At 26.9% G+C, this 20,608-nt stretch carries 21 protein-coding genes; 5 read left to right on the top strand and 16 right to left on the bottom strand.

The features are described 5' to 3' along the window. Positions 1–164 precede the first annotated feature (164 nt). Positions 165–2,123: a ribonuclease R gene (gene rnr / locus BLBBOR_RS01415; protein ID WP_045118247.1), complete on the top strand. Its 1,959-nt coding sequence runs from the start codon at positions 165–167 to the stop codon at positions 2,121–2,123. A gap of 12 nt (positions 2,124–2,135) precedes the next feature. Here rnr and coaD read toward each other — a convergent pair whose 3' ends face one another. After that, entirely contained in the window at positions 2,136–2,603 is a 468-nt protein-coding gene (gene coaD, locus BLBBOR_RS01410) for a pantetheine-phosphate adenylyltransferase (RefSeq protein WP_015370667.1), read from the bottom strand. A gap of 78 nt (positions 2,604–2,681) precedes the next feature. Here coaD and BLBBOR_RS01405 point away from each other — a divergent pair, with 78 nt between their 5' ends. From BLBBOR_RS01405 to BLBBOR_RS01395, 3 genes are read left to right on the top strand one after another with little or no spacing between them, the layout of a single operon-like run. Next, positions 2,682–3,722 carry a regulatory iron-sulfur-containing complex subunit RicT gene (locus BLBBOR_RS01405; protein WP_015370666.1) on the top strand — a complete coding sequence of 347 codons (1,041 nt, stop codon included), beginning with the start codon at positions 2,682–2,684 and terminating at the stop codon, positions 3,720–3,722. A 32-nt stretch (positions 3,723–3,754) separates the two neighbouring features. Continuing rightward, the gene (locus BLBBOR_RS01400) at positions 3,755–6,061 is read left to right on the top strand and encodes a transglycosylase domain-containing protein (RefSeq protein ID WP_015370665.1); all 2,307 of its coding nucleotides are present in this window, start codon (positions 3,755–3,757) and stop codon (positions 6,059–6,061) included. Positions 6,062–6,070: 9 nt separating this feature from the next. Continuing rightward, a complete protein-coding gene (locus tag BLBBOR_RS01395; RefSeq protein WP_015370664.1) occupies positions 6,071–7,042 on the top strand; it encodes an NAD(P)-dependent oxidoreductase in 972 nt (323 codons plus the stop codon). A 437-nt stretch (positions 7,043–7,479) separates the two neighbouring features. Here BLBBOR_RS01395 and BLBBOR_RS03255 read toward each other — a convergent pair whose 3' ends face one another. The 12 genes from BLBBOR_RS03255 to menB all read right to left on the bottom strand — a co-directional run bounded on the left by BLBBOR_RS03255 (position 7,480) and on the right by menB (position 17,123). After that, on the bottom strand, positions 7,480–7,629 hold the full coding sequence (locus BLBBOR_RS03255; protein ID WP_158320634.1) for a hypothetical protein: 150 nt from the start codon (positions 7,627–7,629) through the stop codon (positions 7,480–7,482). Positions 7,630–7,669: 40 nt separating this feature from the next. After that, a complete protein-coding gene (locus BLBBOR_RS01390) occupies positions 7,670–9,520 on the bottom strand; it encodes a sulfite reductase flavoprotein subunit alpha (protein ID WP_235043239.1) in 1,851 nt (616 codons plus the stop codon). Between the two features lie 365 nt (positions 9,521–9,885). Beyond that, positions 9,886–10,038, bottom strand: coding sequence for a hypothetical protein (locus BLBBOR_RS03270; RefSeq protein ID WP_200858161.1), 153 nt, complete (start codon positions 10,036–10,038; stop codon positions 9,886–9,888). Between the two features lie 9 nt (positions 10,039–10,047). Next, on the bottom strand, positions 10,048–10,965 hold the full coding sequence (gene cysK / locus BLBBOR_RS01380) for a cysteine synthase A (RefSeq protein WP_015370662.1): 918 nt from the start codon (positions 10,963–10,965) through the stop codon (positions 10,048–10,050). A 15-nt stretch (positions 10,966–10,980) separates the two neighbouring features. Beyond that, positions 10,981–11,811, bottom strand: coding sequence for a serine O-acetyltransferase (locus tag BLBBOR_RS01375; RefSeq protein WP_015370661.1), 831 nt, complete (start codon positions 11,809–11,811; stop codon positions 10,981–10,983). A 90-nt stretch (positions 11,812–11,901) separates the two neighbouring features. Beyond that, entirely contained in the window at positions 11,902–12,048 is a 147-nt protein-coding gene (locus BLBBOR_RS03205) for a hypothetical protein (protein WP_235043238.1), read from the bottom strand. 35 nt (positions 12,049–12,083) lie between these two features. Then, positions 12,084–12,359 carry a hypothetical protein gene (locus BLBBOR_RS01370; RefSeq protein ID WP_045118221.1) on the bottom strand — a complete coding sequence of 92 codons (276 nt, stop codon included), beginning with the start codon at positions 12,357–12,359 and terminating at the stop codon, positions 12,084–12,086. 125 nt (positions 12,360–12,484) lie between these two features. Next, positions 12,485–13,558: an AMP-binding protein gene (locus tag BLBBOR_RS01365; RefSeq protein ID WP_045118220.1), complete on the bottom strand. Its 1,074-nt coding sequence runs from the start codon at positions 13,556–13,558 to the stop codon at positions 12,485–12,487. Beyond that, a complete protein-coding gene (locus BLBBOR_RS01360; protein WP_015370659.1) occupies positions 13,534–14,610 on the bottom strand; it encodes an enolase C-terminal domain-like protein in 1,077 nt (358 codons plus the stop codon). Before BLBBOR_RS01360 ends, BLBBOR_RS01365 begins: the two co-directional genes overlap by 25 nt. A 24-nt stretch (positions 14,611–14,634) precedes the next feature. Then, positions 14,635–15,333: a metal-dependent hydrolase gene (locus BLBBOR_RS01355; protein WP_015370658.1), complete on the bottom strand. Its 699-nt coding sequence runs from the start codon at positions 15,331–15,333 to the stop codon at positions 14,635–14,637. 63 nt (positions 15,334–15,396) lie between these two features. Next, complete coding sequence (gene menA / locus BLBBOR_RS01350; RefSeq protein ID WP_015370657.1) at positions 15,397–16,302, bottom strand: 1,4-dihydroxy-2-naphthoate octaprenyltransferase; 906 nt, start codon at positions 16,300–16,302, stop codon at positions 15,397–15,399. Then, entirely contained in the window at positions 16,299–17,123 is an 825-nt protein-coding gene (gene menB, locus BLBBOR_RS01345; RefSeq protein ID WP_015370656.1) for a 1,4-dihydroxy-2-naphthoyl-CoA synthase, read from the bottom strand. Before menB ends, menA begins: the two co-directional genes overlap by 4 nt. On the opposite strand from menB, the gene BLBBOR_RS01340 reads away from it, so the two are divergent. Further along, positions 17,118–17,600, top strand: a complete 483-nt coding sequence (locus BLBBOR_RS01340; protein ID WP_015370655.1) for a hypothetical protein — start codon at positions 17,118–17,120, stop codon at positions 17,598–17,600. The two genes, menB and BLBBOR_RS01340, sit on opposite strands and share 6 nt — an antisense overlap. Here the strand turns inward: BLBBOR_RS01340 and BLBBOR_RS01335 are convergent. The 3 genes from BLBBOR_RS01335 to rplQ are packed head-to-tail and all read right to left on the bottom strand — an operon-like array spanning position 17,574 to position 20,597. Then, a complete protein-coding gene (locus BLBBOR_RS01335; protein WP_015370654.1) occupies positions 17,574–18,830 on the bottom strand; it encodes an SLC13 family permease in 1,257 nt (418 codons plus the stop codon). The genes BLBBOR_RS01340 and BLBBOR_RS01335 overlap by 27 nt on opposite strands. Positions 18,831–18,867: 37 nt before the next feature. Next, positions 18,868–20,157 carry a phosphopyruvate hydratase gene (gene eno / locus BLBBOR_RS01330; RefSeq protein ID WP_015370653.1) on the bottom strand — a complete coding sequence of 430 codons (1,290 nt, stop codon included), beginning with the start codon at positions 20,155–20,157 and terminating at the stop codon, positions 18,868–18,870. Positions 20,158–20,159: 2 nt separating this feature from the next. Continuing rightward, positions 20,160–20,597: a 50S ribosomal protein L17 gene (gene rplQ / locus BLBBOR_RS01325; protein WP_015370652.1), complete on the bottom strand. Its 438-nt coding sequence runs from the start codon at positions 20,595–20,597 to the stop codon at positions 20,160–20,162. Positions 20,598–20,608: the final 11 nt, after the last annotated feature.

Here is a 20,608-nt window from a genome sequence, read left to right as displayed (position 1 = left end):
TTATGTTTTGATATATGTATAGTAAGTAAAAAAAAGGATCATTGCAAAGATAATAAATAATATCAAATGCGTAACTGAAAATGAAAAATGTATAATATTTATTTTTTACAAATTACTTGTAGATTGTAGATTTTTAAATGTTAATTGACATGTTTTTTTTATTCATGAAATTAGAAAATAAAATCAATAAGTTTTCAGGATTATCTAATAATAATTTAGCTATTGGATTTATTAATATTACTAGTTATGGATATGCTTTTGTAAATATAAAAGGATTTCCTAAAGACATTTTTATTCCTAAAAAGAAAACGAATAGAGCTATAGAAGGAGACTTAGTCCAAGTAAAATTTAAAAATCGTAAATCAGGAAGAAAAATAGAAGGAGAAGTCATAAAAATTCTGAAAAGGAAAAGAAAGAATTTTACTGGAATATTAAAAATGGAATCTCAATCTCAATATGGATTAGTTATAGTACACAACAATACTATTCACGTGGATATATTGATTCCAATCAACGAATTCAAAGGATATCAACACAATGAAAAAGTATTGGTAGAAATCGTAAAATGGCCAAAAAATTTCAAAAATCCTTTAGGAAAAATAATTAAAGGATTTGGAGTATCTGGAGAATATAAAACAGAAATTTTTTCTTTATTGTCTGAATATGGAATATCCTATGAATTTCCTAAAGAGGTAGAGAAAGAAGCGAAAGAAATAGTACTGAAAAAAAATTCTGATCTAAATATGAGAAGAGATATGCGGAATATTAATACTTTCACTATAGATCCTCTTGATGCAAAAGATATAGATGACGCACTTTCCATTAGAAAATTAAATTCTAATATTTGGGAAATTGGAATTCATATAGCCGATGTTTCTCACTATGTAAAAAAAGGAAGTTTCTTGGATAAAGAAGCATATACACGTGCTAATTCTATTTATTTTGTAGGAAAAGTTATTCCTATGCTTCCAAAAATATTATCCAATGATCTTTGTTCTTTACACCCAGAAAAAGATAAACTAAGTTTTTCTTCCATTTTTAATATGAATAATCAAGGAAAAATTTTAAAAAGTTGGTTTGGGAAAACTATTATACGATCAAATAGAAGATTTACATATGAAGAAGTACAAAAAATCATAGAAAGAAAAAAAGGAGATTATCACGAAGATATTTCTACACTATTCTTTTTTTCTAAAATTTTAACCAAAAATAGACTAAAAAATGGAGCAATTTCTATAGAGAAAGTAGAAATAAAGTTTCATTTAGATAAAAAAAATAATCCTACTAGATTATACTTAGAAAAAAGCAATGAAGCTCATCGTTTGATAGAAGAATTTATGCTATTAGCTAATAGAAAAATTTCAGAATTTGTTAGCTTAAATTTAGATGGAAAACCTTCTAATAGAACCTATATTTACAGAGTTCATGATGAACCAGATTTTCAAAAAATTTTCATTTTAAAAAAAATCATAGAGCCTTTAGGTTATTTTTTAGATCTAAAAAATGTAAAAACATCTATTAATCATTTATTAAAAAGTATTCAAGGAAAACCAGAAAAAAATATGATCGAAAATTTAATTCTTCGAACCATGAGCAAGGCAAAATATTCTACAAAAAATATAGGACACTATGGATTATCTTTTGTTTATTACACCCATTTTACTTCTCCTATTAGAAGATACTCAGATATCATAGCGCATCGTTTATTAAATTATTATTTAACAAAAAAGAACAACAATAAATTAAATTCCATAGAATTTTATGAAGAACAATCTAAGCATTGCAGTGAAAAAGAACGTTTAGCAATAGATGCAGAAAGAGAATTTTTAAAATATTTACAGGTTAAACATATAAAAAAATACCTAGGAAAAGAATTTGAGGGAATTATTACAGGATTTACCGAATGGAGTGTTTATATTGATTTACTCGTATTCCAAACAGAAGGAATGATCCGATTACGTGATATAAAAGAGGATTTATACACTTTACATTCCAATAATTACAGTATAATTGGTAGAAAAAAAAGAAGAGTTTACTATTTAGGAGATAGAGTTAAAGTAAAATTGATTGACGCTGATATAGAAAAAAAACAAATCACTCTTGGTTGGATAAAAAAAGAGTGATAGATCCATTAATTAAATTCTTACATAAGGAGGAACAAAAATAGTATAATCCCCGCCATTTTTCATAATTTCTCTTACAATTCTAGAACTTATATAAGATTTTCCGTAAGAAGAAAGAATAAAAACGGTTTCGATACAATTTCTTTTCTCTAATTCTCTATTAGCATAGAAAACTTTTCTTTCAAATTCAAAATCTAATTGGTCTCTTAGACCTCTCAATATAAATTGAGCCTTCTTTTTTCTACAAAAAGAGATAGTCATTCCTTGAAATAAATCTATTTCTATTTTAGAAAATCCTAAAAAAGTTTTTTGGATCCATTCCTTTCTCCTGTTAATAGAAAACATATTGTTTTTTTCTGAATTTATCCCAATAGCTATAACAATTTTATCAAACAAATTTAAAGATCTCACAATAACATCATAATGTCCTAAAGTTATTGGATCAAAAGATCCAGGAAATACTGCTATTCTCTTATTCATATCTATAAATATAAATTTTTATCAAAAAATAAGAAGCAGAATAAAAGTTTTATTTTTGTTTTTTAAATCATTAAAATAATGGAAAAATTATGTTCAAGTTGCTTAAAAAACGAATGTACTAATAATAGAAATAATATGTTTACAAAAAAAAAATGTGTCAAAAAACTGCATGTAGTAGATTGGTTATCTAATATTAAACCTCCTTTTTTATTAGATAATTTTGATCTTATAGAAGTACAATTTAAAAATGACAGAAAAGAATTTTTCCATAATGCAGAAAAAATAAACCTTTGCAAAGGTGATTTTGTAACTGTAGAATCGAAATCTAGTGGATATGACATCGGAACAGTAACTCTAACCGGAGAATTGGTAAAATTGCAAATACGTAACAAAAATAACCCGTTTTCAAACATAAAAAAAATATACAGAAAATCCACAGAAAAAGAGATAAACATATGGAATTTTTATAAAAAAAAAGAATTGAAAGGTCTTTTAAAAGCTAAAAAAATTGCAAAGCATTTAAATCTCTCCATGAAAATTTGTGATGTGGAATATCAAGGAGATGGAGAGAAAGCTACTTTTTATTATACGGCTGAAAATAGAATTGATTTTAGAAAGTTGATTAAAGAATTAGCTTTAACTTTTCGCATACGTATAGAGATGCGTCAGATAGGATACAGACAAGAAGCCGCAAAAATTGGAGGAATAGGTTCTTGCGGTCGTGAACTTTGTTGTTCCACATGGTTAAAAAATTTTAAAAGTGTCACGACTAATTCGGCTAGATATCAACAATTATCTCTAAATATAGAGAAATTAACTGGACAATGTAGTAAATTAAAATGTTGTCTAAATTATGAATTAGATGCTTATTTATCAGCTATAAAAGATTTTCCAGATTTTAACTGTAAAATACACACAGAAAAAGGAATAGCACAATGTATGAAAATTGATGTGTTTAAAAAAAAAATGTGGTTTTCTTACATTAAAAATCCAAATACTTGGTTTAGAATAGAAATAAAAAAAATAAAAGAAATTCTGGAAAATAATAAAATTTCTCCTCCTCTAGAGAAATTATCAACAATTGACGTGATTCAAAAAACAGAATTAACATTCAAATAACAGATGTTTAGAATATTAATTAAAAAAGATAAGTGTCTAATAAAAAAAATAGAAAAATAAGTTTTTACTTTCGTTTGCTTCTTTTTTACTTTTGGTTTTTCTATTTTCTAGGAATAGGAGCTGCTTTTATAATTTTTTATGCAGCTTCTAAAGGTTATCTAGGCACTCTTCCTAGTACAAAAGATATTGAAAATCCTATAATGGAAGTTGGATCAGAAGTATATGATTCCAATGGGATTTTATTAGGAAAATTTTTCTCAGAAAATAGAACTTTGATTACTTATCAAAAACTTCCAAAAAATCTTGTTAATGCTCTCATGTCAAAGGAAGATATTCGTTTCAAATATCATTCTGGAATAGATGCAAAATCTCTCCTTAGAGCTATTTTTTCTTTAGGAAAGAAAGGAGGAGGAAGTACGATTTCTCAACAATTAGCCAAACTTTTATTTACAGGTCCATCTGCAAAAAATAAGTTACAAAGAATGCATCAGAAACTTTTAGAATGGGTAATGGCTATCGAATTAGAGAAACGTTACACAAAAGAAGAAATCATTACAATGTATTATAATAAATTTGATTTTTTATATAATGCAAAAGGAATAGAAACGGCTTCACATACTTATTTTAATAAAAAAGCCTCCGAACTTAATTTAGGAGAGTGTGCAACATTAGTAGGAATGTTAGAAAATCCATCTTTGTATAATCCAAAATTATATCCTAATAGAGCTAAAAAACAACGAAACCTAGTTTTATATCAGATGAAAAAGTATGATTTTATAAACAATAAGAGATATAAAGATGAGTTAGAAAAACCCGTTAAAATAAATTTTAAAATACAAAAAAAAGATTTTGAATTATTAACTTATTATGGTGAATTTTTAAAAAAAGAAATTCAAGAAGCATTAGATGATTACGAAAAAAAAACCGGACAAAAACTTAACCTTTATTCTAGCGGGTTAAAAATATATACATCTATTGATGCAAAAATGCAAGATTATGCCGAAAAAGCAGTAAAAAAACATCTTAGCCAATTGCAAATTTTATTTAATAATTCTCAGAAGAAAAATAAAAACGCTCCATTTTTAAATATCACTCCAGAAAAAACAAAGAGAATTCTTCTATCAGCTATGCATAGAACTCAACTTTATCAGGATTTACGACAAAAAGGGATTTCAGAAGAAAAAATTATAGAAACGTTTAAAAAACCACAAAATACAAAATTATTCACATGGAATGGATATAAAAAAGTATTCATATCTCCATGGGAATTCATCCGCTATCAAAAGAGCATAATACAAGCTGGATTGATTTCTATAGAAGCTTCTACTGGATATATAAAAGCATGGGTGGGAGGAGTAGATTTCAATTATTTCCAATATGATCATGTAGCAAAAACACAACGTCAAGTGGGTTCTGTTTTCAAACCTATTTTATATGCAGCCGCAATCAATGAATTGCATTATACTCCTTGTACGAAAATATCAAATGAAAAATTTCATTTAGGAAAATGGAGCCCAAGAAATTCCAATGGAAAATATGGAGGTTTTTTAACTTTAAAAGATGGTCTAGCTCTATCTGTTAATACTATTTCCGCTCGTCTTATTTCTCAAATAACTACAGGGCCAGTGATTAATTTAGCAAGAAAAATGGGAATAGACTCCTTAATCCCTAAACATCCATCTATAGCTCTTGGATCTTCGGATTTAACTTTATATGAAATGACAGGGGCTTTTAATACATTTACTAATTATGGAATTTATGTAAGACCCAGTATTTTAGTAAAAATAGAAGATGAATACGGAAAATTAATTAAAGAACATATAGATCTTAGTAGGAGGCAAGTATTTAGTGAAGAAGTAGCATATATTATGTTAAAATTAATGCAAGGAGTAGTCCAATACGGAACCGCCAAAAGATTACATAAATATAATTTTTTTGTAGGAGATATAGCAGGAAAAACAGGTACTACTAATGAAAATTCCGATGGGTGGTTTATAGGAATGACCCCTAATTTAACTACTGGAATTTGGGTAGGATGGGAGGATAGATTTGCTCATTTTGAAAGCATAAAATTAGGACAAGGAGCAAATATGGCATTGCCTATATGGGCCTATTATATGAGAAGTCTCTATAAAGATTCCAGTCTGATTTATCATGAAAAATTATTATTTCACAAACCAGAAAATTATCATTGGGATAATTGTGAAGAAGATCACAATAATGATAAAGAAAAAAATAAAAATATTATAGATTTAGATGAAAATTTAAATCTTGAAAACGGTAGTAAAAATGATGAAAATTTAAATCTTGAAAACGGTAGTAAAAATGATGATCAATAATCAATTGATATGATAAAAAGAATATTAATTTTAGATAAAGATCATCCTTATATTATATATAAATTAAGGAAAGAGGGATTTATTTGCGACGAAAATTATTCTGATCCTATAGAAAAAATTATAAAATTTATCTCCCTATATGATGGAATTATTTTAAGAAGTAGATTGAAATTAAATAAAAACTTGCTTAAAGAAGCAAAAAAATTAAGATTTATAGCTCGTATCGGATCTGGAGTAGAAAATATAGATAAAGACTATGTTTATAAAAATAGGATCACCTTAATTTCTACTCCAGAAGGAAATAGAGATTCCGTGGCAGAACATGCAATAGCTATGCTTTTATCTATAATGAATCATCTCTTTATTTCTAACCAAGAAATCATAAAAGGTAAATGGAATAGAGAATCTAATAGGGGAAGAGAAATTAAGGGAAAAACTATAGGAATTATTGGATATGGAAACACAGGAAAAGCTTTCGCTAAAAAACTTTCAGGATTCGAAGCTACAATATTATGTTATGACATTTTACCTAAAGTAGGAAATATTTATGCACAACAAGTAGATATGAATACAATTTTTCTGAAATCAGATATAATTAGTTTACACGTTCCTTACACAAGGAAAACTAAAGGGATGATTAACGAACATTTTATAAAAAAATTCAGTAAACCTTTTTATTTTATTAACACCTCTCGTGGAGGATGTGTAATTACCGATCATTTAGTAAAAGCATTAAAAAATGGAAAAATATGTGGAGCATGCTTAGATGTGATAGAATACGAAAAATGTTCTTTTGAAAATTTTTTTTATCATCGAAAACTCCCTAAAAATTTTTTTTATCTTATTCATTCTAAAAAAGTTATTCTTACACCACATATAGCTGGATGGACCAAAGAATCAAAATATAAAATGGCTCAAATAATTGTAAAAAAGATTCTTTCTCTCAAAGAAAAAAACTCTATATTGAAAAAAATTATATAAAACTTTAATAATCAATCTTAGTAACTAAAATTTTTTATAGGAAAACACATGATTTTTAAAGAAATTTTTTCTTCATCTAACCAAATTTCATAATAAGCCATTTTTTTGGAAAGTAACATTTTACTAATTTTAGAAGCATATCTATATATTTCTTCATAAGAATGTTTTTCCTACATAGGAACTGTCTATTACATTTCTATTCACATCCTCTTTTTTATAAAGATTAAAAGATTGAATAGTAGGTTTTATTTTATATTTAATTAATCCATGTAATTAAATAGTTTGTCTAATTATTATTTTAATGACTCCTGTTGAATTTTTTCTGAAATTTTATGGATAGCCATCCATTGCTTCGAATTAATAAGACCTCATGGAGTTCGTAAACGAATCATAAAAGAGGATAAACGATCTAATTTTTTTCTTAGAACGTATTTCTCTTATATCTCTATATCATCTTTTTGATATAATCCATGAAATTTTACAACAATTTGATCTTTATCATAACCAACAGACAGTTTTTCTTTCAAGCTGTATACAATTCTTTTTTTATTTTTTCTTCTATCGTTGTCATCTTTTTTTGTAATCACGATCTTTTCTCATTCTATTTTCAAATTTTTTTGGAAAAAATTAATAGACATCTTTCAGATAGCGTCCACTTTCTTTCATTTTTCTTATAAAAAACTCTGGAGAAGTCCCGAGACTTTCTTCTATTACACGAAATATAGTATTTTCAACATCGATACTCATTGGTTTTTTTTGACCACAAATGTATACATACGCTCCATTCTCTATCCATGCAAAAAATTCTTTACGATTTTCCCATATTTTATTTTGTACATATATTTTTTCTTCTTGATCTCTAGAAAAAGCAAGACTCACACGATGAAGTACACCGTTTTTTTTCCAATTTTGTATTTCCGTTTGATATAAAAAATCAGAAGAAAAATGCTGATCTCCAAAAAAAAGCCAATTTCTTCCAGTTGCCCCTATTGCTTCTCTTTCATATAAAAAGGAACGAAATGGTGCTATTCCTGTTCCAGGTCCAATAAGAATAATATCTTTGTCTGATTCTGGTAACTTAAATAAGTAATTTTTATGAATAAAAAAAGATAAAATATCGCCTTCCTTTAATTTAGAAATAAAATCAGAACAATAACCATATCTAATATTTCCATTTATTTGAAATTTATGACGTGATACTGTAATATGGATCTCAGAATCATGAACTCTTGGAGAAGAAGAAATGGAATATAATCTGGGTTTTATAGGATCCAAAATTTCAACTAAATCTTTCGGTTGAATTCTATTTTTCATAGGAAAATTTTTCAAAAGATCAAGAAGATTCCATACTCTATCATGAAGAATGTCTTTTTTTGCCAACGTAGAATATTTTTTTAAAACCTCTTTAGATAAATTAAATATATTTGTTTTTTTTAAAAAATTTGAATATCCTGAAATATCATCCTTTTTTCCTTGAAAATGATTCATAATTTTTTTTACTTCTTCTGAAGGATTTTCCGCTAAAACTCCTATAGAATCCCCTGGTTTATAATCTGCATCTTCAGGATTTTTTATTAAAATTTCAATATGATGAATTTCTTTGTTAGAACCTCTTTCTTTATCGTTTAAAAGTATATTAGTTAGAATAGTTCCATAAATTTTTTTTTTTTCTACATTTTTTTTGAGAATTTTTTCCTTAAATTTGTCTTTTTCAAAAAAATTGTAAATTTTTTTTAACCATTCTTCTGCTTTATCTTCATAAGATACATCACATTTATGTAACGGAATTAATCTACTAGCTCCCACTTCATGTAAACGTTTATCTACATCTTCTCCTGCTTTGCAAAAAAAAGGATAAGAACGATCTCCTAATGCTAATACACTATATTTCATATTATCTAAATGAAGGTCTTTTTCTTGATGAATAAAATCAAAAAAAGATTTAGCAGATGATGGGGGGTTCCCTTCTCCATGGGTACTAATAATTATGAAAAAATAATTTTCTTTTTTCAAATCAATCAAACGGTATTGATCTAAACTTATCAATCTCATTTGTAAATTTCTATTGTTAGCTTTTCTAACAATAGAAAAAGCTAAATTTTTTGCATTTCCTGTTTCTGTCCCATAAACAAGTGTAATTTTTTCTTTGAATTTCCTCAATTTTTTTAAATTTCCATAAGAAGAAATCATTCCAGATAAAAATCCAGACATCCAAATAATTTCTTCTTTAGAAGAATTTTTTATGAATTCAATGAATGCTTTATTTTTTGATTCAGATAACATTTTTTTAAGTTTAAAACAGATATGAATTACAAAAAAACAGAATATTAATACAAAAAATAATTTTTTTTCTTTTCTTATTAACTCTTTACAATTATAAAGAAAACTTGTATATACTTTTTTCATAAGTTTAGTAGTAGCTTGTTCTACTACTATCGCTACCAATTTATCCGTATAAATATTTCTTTGAATACACATATAAATATATAATAAAAATATCTGAATTCTTCAGAAATTTAATCCATTGATGTTTATGAATTGAATTTGGATTATGAAGTGTTATTATAACGAACTGAATAAGCGTATCCCCCTCGCTGTAAGAGGAATTTCTGTATAAGAAGCAGCACCTACAGAAGCAGTAACTCATGGGATATTTTCATAAGAAATATGATATTTTTTTAATTCAATTAATTCATCCATAATATTAGAAAAAATGGAAACATATCCTCCTTTTAGTCTAACTACACATATTTTCCTTGTAAAGCATGATAAATCATGATCTCATGGATTCTCTTTTGAGTCAAATATAATAGACTTTTTTTTCCTACATAAATAATTTTTTTTTAGTATTTATAATTTGAGTACTTTTTTAGTATTTCAGGACTGAAAAAACGATCCACTAACACTATTTCTGATTTTCTTAAATGATAACCGGATTTAAGAGTTATCAAATCAGGGTCTCCTGGGCCTTCTGAAATAAAAATTACTTTTCTCATTTTTTTTTATTATTTTGAATCAAAAAGATCATCCACAGAAAAATACCTTTCTCCAGTATCATAATTGAATGTCAATATTGTAGAATTTTCAGAAAAATTTGATAATTCTTTTGCAATAGCAGACAATACTGCTCCTGTAGAAATTCCTACCAAAATTCCTTCTTTTTTTGCAACTTTGCGAACATAACTAAATGCTTCTTCTTTAGAAACTAAAAAAGTTCCATCTAATATTTTAATATTTAAAATAGAGGGAATAAAACCTGCACCTAATCCTTGTAAGGCATGAGGATTAGGTTTTCCTCCAAATATTACCGGAGATTCTACAGGTTCTACAGAAAATATTTTTACAGTTGGAAATTTTTTCTTTAGAACTTCTCCTATTCCAGTAATATGTCCTCCAGTTCCTACTCCGGTAATAAAATAATCAATCCCCTCAGGAAATGATTCTAAAATTTCCCTAGCCGTAGTATATTTATGTATATTAGAATTAGAAATATTGTCGAATTGTTTTGGAATCCATGAATTAGGAATTTTTTTCACCAATTCTTCCGCTTTTTCAATAGCTCCCTTCATTCCTTCATCTCTAGGAGTAAGAACAAATTTTGCTCCATAAACTGAAAAAATCTTTCTTCTTTCAAGACTCATAGATTCAGGCATTACTAAAATAAGACGATATCCTTTCACAGAAGAAACCATAGCTAATCCAACTCCAGTATTTCCAGAAGTAGGCTCAATGATAGTATTTCCCTTCTTAAGAATTCCTTTTTTCTCTGCATCTTCGATCATGGATAATGCTATTCTATCTTTAATGCTTCCTCCTGGATTATTTTTTTCCAGTTTCATCCAAACTTTATGATTTGGATATAAACGTAGTAGACGTACATGAGGGGTATTTCCAATAGTTTGCAAGATACTTTCTGCTTTCATCTTTTTATTTTTTTATTATATCATATAATTAATAGGATCGGGAAAAGGACTGTTATTTCGCATTCTTATTTCATTTTTTTGATAAACTATAGAATATGGAGGAATACTATGGGTCACCCATACATTTCCGCCAATAACACTATCATGTCCAACTATCGTCTCTCCTCCCAATATAGTTGCTCCCGCATAAATAGTGACTTTATCTTCTATAGTAGGATGACGTTTTTTATTTGCTAATTTTTTATCTACATAAATAGCTCCTAAAGTTACTCCTTGATATATTTTGACTTTATTCCCTATTTTCGTACTAGATCCTATCACTATTCCTGTTCCATGATCTATCACAAAAGCTTTTCCTATTTCTGCAGAAGCATGAATGTCTACTCCAGTTTTACTGTGAGCATATTCTGTGATCAGTCTAGGGAGTATTGGAACTTTTAGAATCCATAATTGATGAGCCATTCTATATAATGCAGTAGCAAAAAATCCGGGATAGGACAAATAAATTTCTTCTATTCCGGTTGCAGCTGGATCAAAATCTAAAATAGCATTAGCATCTGTGATCAGTGTTTGATAAATATTAGGAATCTTTTCAAAAAATTTTGGTAAATGTTTTTGACGGGATTCTTCAAAATTTAATTCTAGAAGAATGTTATATAACTCCTGTTGTAATTTTTGATAATTTTTCTTTAAAGATTTTCTATTTTCTAGAATATTCTGATCAGGGGTAAAAAGAAGATGAAATAAACCTTCCACAAATTTTTCGGACATTTTTTTGTGAGGGAAAGGATAAAATCCTTTTTTTTTATTTTCAAACAAATTATTTAAAAAATCTGGATTAGACATAATAAAAATTATTCAATAATCTATTCAATCATACAAGTGGCTACTGTGACATAACTTGTCTTTGTCTCATCTATCAAAATGGATGCTCCGTTATCTTTTATCTTTTTTATTAACAGCTAGAATAATTTTTTGAATATTCAACAATCCAAGAATTAAAGAATGTCTTTGTATTTGTTCTACTACTCCACCATAACGAGCATCTATCAATATAATAGCTAAAGAAGGCCGTATTCCCATATTTTTAGTATATTGGAAATGTTCTGGAATATCTGCTATAAAAAATTTTCTAATTTTTTAGTATTCGGATAATATGCAGAAATGGAATAATTATAAAACTTATTTGTATCTGACCATACTTGATAAGTTTCTTTAAAAATTCTTTCCGTATCTAGGATGAATATTTTTAATTGATCTTCTATAGAATAAGATTCAATTTTTTTAGCAATATCAAACAAACATTTTTCAGATGGATTTTTCCATTTCATATTTTTATTCATTCCCATTTCTTCTTTGAAAAAGAAGACTAATAATTCTAACCAAAAAAACAAAAAACCCTTCGAATTCTATCAAATCAAAGGGAAGGCGCATTATGCACAAATATATAAAGAAATATTTTATATTCATAAAATATAACAGAGGTTTTACCAATTGAATAAATTCTAAAAAAATTTTCTTAACTTACAAGAAGATTTTTTATTACAAAATTTCTTATTTCTTTTCTTTTCAACTTTCCAAAAGAATTTTCTATAAAATTTTTTACAAAAAAAATTCCTTTCGGTTTATAAAATTTTTTTTTCCCCAGGAAAATAGATTGAGGTATTTTCACAGAAAAAAAATGACCTTCAATGATTAATACTATTTTTTCTCCAAAAATTTTATCAGGAATTGAAGAAATTAAAAATCTTTTATGAGAAGGAATAAATGGAGATATTTCCTTTTCTATTAATTCAGGAAGTATTTTAATTCCTCCACTATTAATAATATTATCAAATCTTCCTATCCAATTAAATTTATGTATAGAGATTAAATGAACTATATCATTGGTTTGAATAAAGGTTCCCATATCATATATACCTAAACAATTTCTTTTATCCACGCTTAGATATACATCTTCGAATGATTGAAAATATGGAGTTCTATCTAATCCATTAATTTTTTTAAAGGCTATATGACCTAATGTTTCTGTCATTCCATAAGTAACATAACATATAGTTGAGATTTTTTGCAATCTTTCTTCCAATTCAACAGAAATAGAACTTCCTCCTATCAAAACAATTCGAATTTTATCCAAATGATTTAAACTTGAAAAAACTTGCATGGGAACCATGGAAACAATATCAAAATATCCTTCAATATTTTCTAATGGAGTAGATGAAGGTGGAATGCAATAGATATCCCACTGAAATATCATTGCACGTATCAAAAACATTTTGCTCGCTATAGAATTTGGAGATAGACATAATAAACCTCTAGTTCCTCTTTTTTTTAGATTTAAAAAATTTACGGTTCTTTTTGCCGATTCATACATACATTCTTTTTTCAGAAAAATTTTTTTAGGATAACCAGTGGTTCCAGAAGTAAAACTCATTAATACTGTTTTATTTTTATCATTCCAATTCTTTAAAAAAGAAAGAATGGATTCTTGCCACTGGTATAAAGGATGTCCTTTTAAAACTAAATTAATAATAGATATTTTCTTTGAAGAAAAATGAATCCACATTCCTAGAGAAAATTTTTTATGTTCCATTGATGTAAAGGATTGTACCAAATAGAACCTTTTTTTATCTGAAGAGGAGAAAAAAAATCATTACAAAAATATCCTATATTTAATCCATGTACCCCTCTACTATTTTTGTGTTCTCGTTCCATTTTAAAAGTCCATTGAGCCATAGCATTAATTCCTATATGACTCTCCAAAGAAGAACTAATCCACCATCCAATTTTTCTCTTATTGGCCTCTAATATCCATTCTTTACATCCGTAAAAACCTCCACATATACTTGGTTTTAATACTATATATTGAGGTTTTATAGTATCCAATAGTTTTTTCTTCAACTTTAAATCATTAATACCTATTAATTCTTCATCTAATGCTATAGGAATTTTTGACACTTTACATATTGTAGATATTTCTTTCCAATTTCCGGATTCTATAGGTTGTTCTATGGAATGAATAATATTTATATCATAAAACTTATTTATACAAGAAATAGTATCTTCTTTTTTTTTAAAAGAACCATTTGCATCCATTGATATTTTTATATGTGGATATTTATTTTGAATCTTTTTTAACAAAAAATACAAATATTGATTATGAAAAAGAATTGGATTTATTTTCATTTTGATAAATGAAAAACCTTTAAATATTTCCTTTTCTATTTTTTTTATTTTATATTCTGTATTTCTTATAGAAGAATACCATATTAAACTATTTATAGAAAGTCCTATTTTTCCATCAGTAAATTTAGAATCATATAAGATCTGAAACTTTTTCTTTAAACTCAAAAAAGCCTGCTCCAATCCAAATAAAATCGAAGAATAAGAAATATAAGGACGATAATAATCAATTTCCGTTTTCTTGATAGCGTTTATTTTTCTAGAAATAAACAATAATTCTTTTTCGTAAAAATTTAAATTATACAATTTTTCCAATAATGGATTACATTCTCCAACCCCTATCTTTTCTTCTTTTTTTATAATGAAAAACCAAATTACACTATATTCAAATGTTTTATTGGCATTTTTCACTTCTTTTTTGAAAAAAAATTGATGCTTCTTTAGTTTGGATTTGATTATCATAATATATAATACATAATAATAACCTCATATCTTTATGGATTCTCCCATTCTCAATAAAAATAATTCTTTTCCATTTTCAGAAAACTTTTTTTTTGCCTGTTCTTTATCAATTTCTATAGATTCAAAAGTATCATAATGGACTCCCAATATTTTATTGCATTGTAATAAATTCGAAGCAATAATAGCCTCTTCAACATCCATAGTATAATTTCCCCCTATGGGAAGAATAGATATTTTTAACTTTCCAAAAATAGGAATAAAACTCATTTCATTGGTTAAAGAAGTATCCCCGGATATATAGATATTTCCTTTTTTTGTATGTAAAAGAAAACCTCCCGGATTTCCTCCATAAGTTCCATCATTGAAAACACTAGAATGAACGGCCCAAACGTACTTTAATTTTCCAAATGGAAAAGATATAAAAGATCCATAATTTATTCCATAAGTTTTTAATCCTTTTTTTTCAAAAAAATTGGATATCTCATAGTTTGAGATGATCATAGAATTTAACTTTCTTGCAAAGAATTCTACATCACATACATGATCATAATGTGCGTGAGTTATCAAAATGTAATCAACTTTATTAATTTGACAAATCGTGTTATTTAGCAATAAGGTATTTTTTTTGAATATAGGATTTTCAGAAAAAAAAGGATCTATTAACAAACAGATTTTTTCTATTTCTAATAGACATGTACTATGCGTAAAAAAAGTTATTTTCATTTTCAAATCACGAATATAAGTATTACAATAAAATTATTCTATGAAATAGGAATTTTTCGCATTTTAATAAAAAAAACTCCCAACCCCTATACACATAGAATAAAAAAAAGTGATTAAAACTAATTTTTTCAATTCTGAAGTAAAATCCTTATAATTTTTCATAAAAAAAATTTTCTTTAAATGTTGTGCAAAAAAAGGAAGACTTAATATAAAAAAAAACCATTGATAAATACTTTTATGAGTTAAATAAATAAACCATCCTCCTAAAAATATAGAAATTAATATAGAAAAAATATGATATAATTTTGCATATTTGAGACCAAGTATTCCGGCTATTGTGTATTTTCCATTTTTATAATCATTTTTAATGTCTCTCATGTTATTAACATTTAAAACAGAAAGACTCAAAAATCCTACTGATAATGATAAAAAAATCATTTCCAATGAAAACACATGAGTATACAAAAAATAACTTCCTTCTACAGAAACTAAACCAAAAAAATAGAAAACAAATAAATCTCCCATTCCCATATATCCATATGGATAAGGACCAATGGTGTATTTAATTGAACTATATATGCAAATCAAAAGACCTATAAAATAAAGTAGAAAAATAAAAAGACCATTCTTATTTAAAGATTTATAAATTAAAGAAATACCGGAAAAAAAAGATAATATAGAAAATATATTTATAGCTCTTTTCATAGCTAATAAAGAAATCCATCCTCTTTGAATAATTCTTTTTGGCCCCATACGATAATCATTGTCTACTCCTTGAATACTATCTCCATAATCATTTGAAAAATTAGCCAATATTTGCAATAATATAGCAGTAAAAAGACACAGAAAATAAGTTATAAAATCTCCAAAACCTCTAGATTTAGAAATTAAAAAACTTAAAGTGATTCCAGAAAAAGAAAGGAGTAAAGTTTGAAAACGAACGGCATAAAACCAATATTTTAATTTCATAAAAATCTTGGAAATTTTTTAAAATCTGGATTTCTTTTTTCTAAAAAAGCATCTTTTCCTTCTTTAGACTCTTCCGTCAAATAAAACATTAAAGTAGCGTCTCCAGCTAATTGCATCAATCCATGTTGTCCGTCTAATTCTGCATTTAAACAACGTTTAATCATTCTTAAAGACATAGGACTTCTTTTTTGTATAGTTTGACACCATTCTATAGTTATTTTCTCTAAATCTTTCAAAGGAACTACTTTATTAATCAAACCCATTTTGAAGGCTTCTTCCGCAGAATATTTTTTACATAAAAACCACATTTCTCGTGTTCTTTTCTGACCAATATGACGTGCTAAATAAGAGGAGCCAAACCCACCGTCAAAAGATCCTACTTTAGGTCCTACTTGACTAAAAATAGCGTTATCAGAAGCTATAGTTAAATCACAAACCACATGTAAAACATGTCCTCCTCCTATAGCAAAACCATTGACCATAGCAATAACTGGTTTAGGGATCTCTCTTATTTTTTTATAAAAATCTAAAATATTTAATCTAGGGATTCCATCTTTTCCTAAATACCCTCCCTTTCCCCTAGTTTTTTGATCTCCTCCAGAACAAAAAGATTTATTTCCAGATCCAGTAATAATCAATACATCAATATCTTTTCTTTCATTACATATATCTATAGCATCGATCATTTCTTTTACAGTTTCTACACGAAAAGCATTATGACATTCAGGTCTATTTATTTCTATTTTAGAAATTCCTTTCCAAAAAAGAAATAAAATATCTTCATACTTTTTTATCGAAATCCAATCTACTGTAGAATGCATATTAAAATTGATGTTTATTTTTATATACAAAATAACAAAAAAAATCATTTTTTTAATGAGGTTATTATGTACCGTAATATTTTTGCCGTAATAATAGGATTATCAGTAAGTCTTTCTGAAATATTTTATGCTATAAAATGGATAAAAAAGTGGTTTTCCAAAATACAATTTATTCCACTGAAACAATTACAATATGTATTCATTTATGCTCCTACTGAATTTTTTATAACTTTATTTTTTTTCTATATTTTCAGCGCTTTAATAGGAGGATTAACTACTGCTTTTTTCGTACAAAACGCTAAAAAAGCTTATGCATTATTAACTGGTTTTATTTTATTTATTATTGCTTTCATTCACATATTGTTATATACTTTACCATTATGGTTTGAAATAATTATCCTTCCTATTTTTTTTCCATTTTCATATTTGGGAGGAGAATTTATAGAATTTTTACAAAAAAAGAAACGGATAAACTAATAAATATAAAAATCCAGATAAATAACCTATCATAGCTAGCCAACTAATTTTTTTAAATACCAAAAAAAATACTATTTTTTCCATTCCCATTGCTGCTACACCAGCAGCAGATCCTATAAGGAATATACTTCCTCCTGTTCCGGATACATAAGCTATAAAATGCCAAAATTCATGATCTTTAGGATAAGAAAACATGGCATTAGTAGCTGCTACTAATGGAACATTATCTATAAAAGAAGACATTAATCCAAATAAAAATGTAGTTAGTTTCCATGTGGGAACTATATTATTAATCCAATGAGATAAATTATATAACATACCTAAAGATTCCAAAGATGAAACAGAAAGCAAGATTCCGAAAAAAAATAAGATACTAGAAAAATCTATATTTCGAAATACTTCTTCCATAGAAAAATCTCTTTTTTGCATATTAGTAATCAGTCCTAGTATTCCAAGAGAAAAAGTCATTCCCATATATGGAGGGATTCCAGTGACGGTTTTAAAAATAGGAACAAATAACAAAAGACCCAGTCCAATGTTCAACATACAAAAACCTTTTTTACGATCAAATTTTGATAATTTGCTTTTTTTTATTTGAATGAATCCATCAAAAATAGGCATTAATGAACCGACTAATGTAGAAAAAAACATACATAAAGTAGATGGAATCAATATCCTTTTAATAAGATTAACAGTAGTTACTTTATTAGATATCCATAGCATAGTAGTAGTAATATCACCCATAGGAGACCATACTCCACCTGCATTCGCGGATATAATTACTAAGCCTAAATAATATAAACGTTCTTTATAATCAGAAATTACTTTTTTTAAAATGGTTGCTACAACTATGGTTGCTGTTAGATTATCTATAATAGCAGATAAAAAAAAAGATAATAAACTTATTATCCATAAAAATTTTCGCTTTGTATTAGTAGGAAATAAATCCCTTAATACTTCAAAACCAGAATATTTATCAATAATAGAAATAATAGACATGGCTCCAATAAGAAAAAAGACTATTTCAGATGCTTTTCCCAAATGGAATAACAATAAAATTTTAGGATCTTTATTATTCAATTCAAAAATAGGAATATTCCAAAACATAATTAAAGACCAACAAATAGAAGCCATGAGAAGGGATGGAATAACCTTATTCAAGGATATAATATTCTCAATAGTAATAAAAAAATATCCAATGATAAAAACCAATATTATCATTGATTCCATAGCTAATTCTCTTTAATTGGAGATAAAAATTAACAATTTATTTCCATCCTGTCCATTCTGGATAATGAGAATTTTTACCTAGCATATCTTCGATACGTAATAATTGATTATATTTAGAAGTTCTTTCTGAACGGCAGATAGAACCTGTTTTAATTCTTCCAATATTCAATGCTACAGATAAATCAGCTATAAAAGGATCTTCTGTATCTCCAGAACGATGAGAAATAATGTTACAATATCCATTTTCTTTTCCAGTATTTATGGTTGCTATTGTTTCTGTCAAAGTTCCCACTTGATTCACTTTTATAAGAATAGAATTGGCTATTCCTTCTTTTATTCCCTCATTCAATTTTTCTACTTTCGTTACAAATAAATCATCTCCTACTAACAAAACTTCTTTTCCCAACTCTCTAGTTAATATTTTCCACCCCTCCCAATCATTTTGATCCATTCCATCTTCAATAGATATAATAGGATAACGTCTTGTCAAATAAGACAAGTAATTAACATGTTCTTCTTTAGATCTTTCTACCTTTTCTTTATTTCCCTTTTCAAATTTGGAATAATTATATTTTTCATCTTGATAAAATTCAGATGCTGCACAATCCAAAGCTAAACCTATTTGTTCATAAGGTTCATAATTGGCTTGGTGTATAGCTTCCAAAATATTATCTAACACATCTTCAATTCCATTAAAATTAGAAGAGAAACCACCTTCATCTCCAACATTTGTTGATAAACCTTTTTTAGATAAAATATTTTTTAGTTTATAAAAAACTTTATATCCCATTTGAATAGCATCAAGAAATGTATTAGCCCTCATAGGGACTATCATAAATTCTTGAAAAGCGATAGGAGCATCTGAATGTCTACCCCCGTTAACAATATTCATTAAAGGAATTGGAAGTATATGCGCATGGACTCCTCCTATGTATTTATAAAGGGGGATATTTAACTCCTTAGAAGCTGCTTTTACTACAGCCAAAGAAACTCCTAAAATAGCATTTGCTCCTAGTCTTTTTTTATTTTTTGTTCCGTCTAAATCTAATATTAATTTATCAATAGATATTTGATCCATTATAGAAAAACCTATTAATTCAGGAGCTATAATATTATTCACATTATGAACTGCTTTCAGTACCCCATTCCCTAAAAATTTCTCTCCACCATCCCGCAACTCAAAAGCTTCATTTTCTCCTTTAGAGGCTCCAGATGGAACAGAAGCACGTCCTAATATATTTTTTTCTGTTACCACATCTACTTCTACAGTAGGATTCCCTCTAGAATCTAATATTTGTCTAGCTTTAATAGTTTTAATTTGACTCATAGTTATTTATCTATTTGATCCTTCCTCTTCCTTTTATTACTACGCCTTATAGATTTCTTATTTTTTTTGGAATTATAAATATCATTAAAATCAACTAATTCAATCATAGATAACTTAGCCATATCCCCAAAACGAGATTGTATTTTTATAATTCTTGTATAACCACCAGGACGTTCAAGGACTTTTTGAAAAGATTCTTTAAAAAGTTCTGATACTGCAATTTTATCTCTTAATAATGCAAATATATTCCTTCTAGAATGAAGAGTTTTTATTTTAGATTTAGTAATAATAGGTTCTATATATTGTTTCAGAGCTTTTGCTTTAGCTAAAGTAGTAAAGATTCTTTTTTCTTTAATTAAAGATGAAGACATATTAGAAAGAGTAGATTTTCTGTGTCCGAATTTTCGTCCTAAATGATTGTTTTTTCTCCTATGATTCATAAATCAAAAAT

The organism is Blattabacterium sp. (Blatta orientalis) str. Tarazona, from assembly GCF_000334405.1.
Classification (GTDB): domain Bacteria; phylum Bacteroidota; class Bacteroidia; order Flavobacteriales; family Blattabacteriaceae; genus Blattabacterium.
The sequence above is the reverse complement of the archived record's forward strand: the minus strand, read 5'-3'. Positions and strand labels throughout refer to the sequence as shown.

Bases quoted from the DNA above. Each gene is read 5' to 3' on its own strand.
- rnr (WP_045118247.1), top strand. From the start codon at position 165: ATGAAATTAGAAAATAAAATCAATAAGTTTTCAGGATTATCTAATAAT.
- coaD (WP_015370667.1), bottom strand. From the start codon at position 2,603: ATGAATAAGAGAATAGCAGTATTTCCTGGATCTTTTGATCCAATAACT.
- BLBBOR_RS01405 (WP_015370666.1), top strand. From the start codon at position 2,682: ATGGAAAAATTATGTTCAAGTTGCTTAAAAAACGAATGTACTAATAAT.
- BLBBOR_RS01395 (WP_015370664.1), top strand. From the start codon at position 6,071: ATGATAAAAAGAATATTAATTTTAGATAAAGATCATCCTTATATTATA.
- BLBBOR_RS01390 (WP_235043239.1), bottom strand. From the start codon at position 9,520: ATGTGTATTCAAAGAAATATTTATACGGATAAATTGGTAGCGATAGTA.
- BLBBOR_RS03270 (WP_200858161.1), bottom strand. From the start codon at position 10,038: ATGAGAAAAGTAATTTTTATTTCAGAAGGCCCAGGAGACCCTGATTTG.
- cysK (WP_015370662.1), bottom strand. From the start codon at position 10,965: ATGAAAGCAGAAAGTATCTTGCAAACTATTGGAAATACCCCTCATGTA.
- BLBBOR_RS01375 (WP_015370661.1), bottom strand. From the start codon at position 11,811: ATGTCTAATCCAGATTTTTTAAATAATTTGTTTGAAAATAAAAAAAAA.
- BLBBOR_RS03205 (WP_235043238.1), bottom strand. From the start codon at position 12,048: ATGGGAATACGGCCTTCTTTAGCTATTATATTGATAGATGCTCGTTAT.
- BLBBOR_RS01365 (WP_045118220.1), bottom strand. From the start codon at position 13,558: ATGGAACATAAAAAATTTTCTCTAGGAATGTGGATTCATTTTTCTTCA.
- BLBBOR_RS01360 (WP_015370659.1), bottom strand. From the start codon at position 14,610: ATGATAATCAAATCCAAACTAAAGAAGCATCAATTTTTTTTCAAAAAA.
- BLBBOR_RS01355 (WP_015370658.1), bottom strand. From the start codon at position 15,333: ATGAAAATAACTTTTTTTACGCATAGTACATGTCTATTAGAAATAGAA.
- menA (WP_015370657.1), bottom strand. From the start codon at position 16,302: ATGAAATTAAAATATTGGTTTTATGCCGTTCGTTTTCAAACTTTACTC.
- BLBBOR_RS01340 (WP_015370655.1), top strand. From the start codon at position 17,118: ATGCATATTAAAATTGATGTTTATTTTTATATACAAAATAACAAAAAA.
- menB (WP_015370656.1), bottom strand. From the start codon at position 17,123: ATGCATTCTACAGTAGATTGGATTTCGATAAAAAAGTATGAAGATATT.
- BLBBOR_RS01335 (WP_015370654.1), bottom strand. From the start codon at position 18,830: ATGGAATCAATGATAATATTGGTTTTTATCATTGGATATTTTTTTATT.
- eno (WP_015370653.1), bottom strand. From the start codon at position 20,157: ATGAGTCAAATTAAAACTATTAAAGCTAGACAAATATTAGATTCTAGA.
- rplQ (WP_015370652.1), bottom strand. From the start codon at position 20,597: ATGAATCATAGGAGAAAAAACAATCATTTAGGACGAAAATTCGGACAC.